Source organism: Phocaeicola massiliensis B84634 = Timone 84634 = DSM 17679 = JCM 13223 (assembly GCF_000382445.1).
Classification (GTDB): Bacteria; Bacteroidota; Bacteroidia; order Bacteroidales; family Bacteroidaceae; genus Phocaeicola; species Phocaeicola massiliensis.
The window spans coordinates 1-1,752 of sequence record NZ_KB905481.1; the positions used below are offsets into that span (position 1 = coordinate 1).

Consider the following 1,752-nt stretch of genomic DNA (forward strand, 5'->3'; position numbering starts at 1 on the left):
AGTCTAAACAAAGGTAGACTAGGTTGAACCTGACAGTCCTATAGCTCAGTTGGTTAGAGCGCTACACTGATAATGTAGAGGTCGGCAGTTCAACTCTGCCTGGGACTACGAACTCAGTAAGTTCGGGGGATTAGCTCAGCTGGCTAGAGCATCTGCCTTGCACGCAGAGGGTCAACGGTTCGAATCCGTTATTCTCCACTCTCTCTGAAAAGAGAAACGATCTATGACATATTGTACAAGCAAAACAGTAATTTTAGTAGTAAAAAGCTAAAAGTATATATCATCCCGCACTAGTAATAGTGTGCGATAATAAAGAAAGTAAGCAAGGGCGCATGGCGGATGCCTTGGCTCTCGGAGGCGATGAAGGACGTGATAAGCTGCGATAAGCTTCGGGGAGGTGCAAATAACCTTTGATCCGAAGATTTCCGAATGGGACAACCCAATATCTTGAAGAGATATTATCCAACTTAGTTGGAGGCTAACGCAGGGAACTGAAACATCTTAGTACCTGCAGGAAAAGAAAATAATAATGATTCCCCCAGTAGTGGCGAGCGAACGGGGAATAGCCCAAACCGGTTATGTTACGGCATAACCGGGGTAGTAGGACTACGGCATTGCATGAAAACAGCAGAGAAGAACTTTCTGGAAAGAAAGACCATAGAGCATGACAGTTGCGTATTCGAATGTTGTCGAAGCATAGTAGTATCCTGAGTAGCGCGGAGCACGAGGAATTCTGCGTGAATCAGCCGGGACCATCCGGTAAGGCTAAATACTCCCGAGAGACCGATAGTGAACCAGTACCGTGAGGGAAAGGTGAAAAGCACTTCGAACAGAAGAGTGAAATAGTTCCTGAAACCGTGCGCCTACAAGCGGTCGGAGCAGCGTAAGCTGTGACGGCGTGCCTTTTGCATAATGAACCTACGAGTTACCGTTGCCGGCAAGGTTAAGGGTCATGAGGCCTGTAGCCGAAGCGAAAGCGAGTCTGAACAGGGCGTATAGTCGGTAGTGGTAGACGCGAAACCAAGTGATCTACCCTTGAGCAGGTTGAAGTCCGGGTAACACCGGATGGAGGACCGAACCAATAAGCGTTGAAAAGCTTCTGGATGACTTGAGGGTAGGGGTGAAAGGCTAATCAAACTTGGAGATAGCTCGTACTCCCCGAAATGCATTTAGGTGCAGCCTTGACCATTACTAATGTGAGGTAGAGCGACTGATAAGATGCGAGGGCTTCACCGCCTATCAAGTCTTGATAAACTCCGAATGCGCATTAGTTTGAGGTCAGGAGTGAGGGCATGGGTGCTAAGGTCCGTGCCCGAGAGGAGAAGAATCCGGACCACCTGCTAAGGTCCCGAAATAACAGCTAAGTTAAACTAACGAAGTCAGATTGCTAAGACAGCTAGGATGTTGGCTTGGAAGCAGCCATTCATTTAAAGAGTGCGTAACAGCTCACTAGTCGAGGAGTTTGGCGTGGATAATAATCGGGTATCAAGCTGTTTACCGAAGCAGTGGGATCATATAATGATCGGTAGGGGAGCATTCCACTCTGCGTCGAAGGTGGGGCGTGAGCCCTGCTGGAGCGTGTGGAAAAGCAAATGTAGGTATAAGTAACGATAAAGGGGGTGAGAAACCCCCTCGCCGCAAGACTCAGGTTTCCTGATCAACGCTAATCGGATCAGGGTCAGTCGGGTCCTAAGGCTCAGCCGAACGGCGAGGCCGATGGCAGAACCGGTTAATATTCCGGTACTACCCTTT

At 48.7% G+C, this 1,752-nt stretch carries 2 tRNA genes and 1 rRNA gene; all 3 read left to right on the forward strand.

Annotated features, from left to right (window positions below):
* The first annotated feature begins 34 nt into the window (after positions 1–34).
* A tRNA-Ile gene (locus HMPREF1534_RS21495) sits at positions 35–108 on the forward strand.
* Positions 109–124: 16 nt separating this feature from the next.
* Positions 125–198 (forward strand) — tRNA-Ala (locus HMPREF1534_RS21500).
* Between the two features lie 114 nt (positions 199–312).
* A 23S ribosomal RNA gene (locus HMPREF1534_RS21505) occupies positions 313–1,752 on the forward strand; the annotation flags it as partial.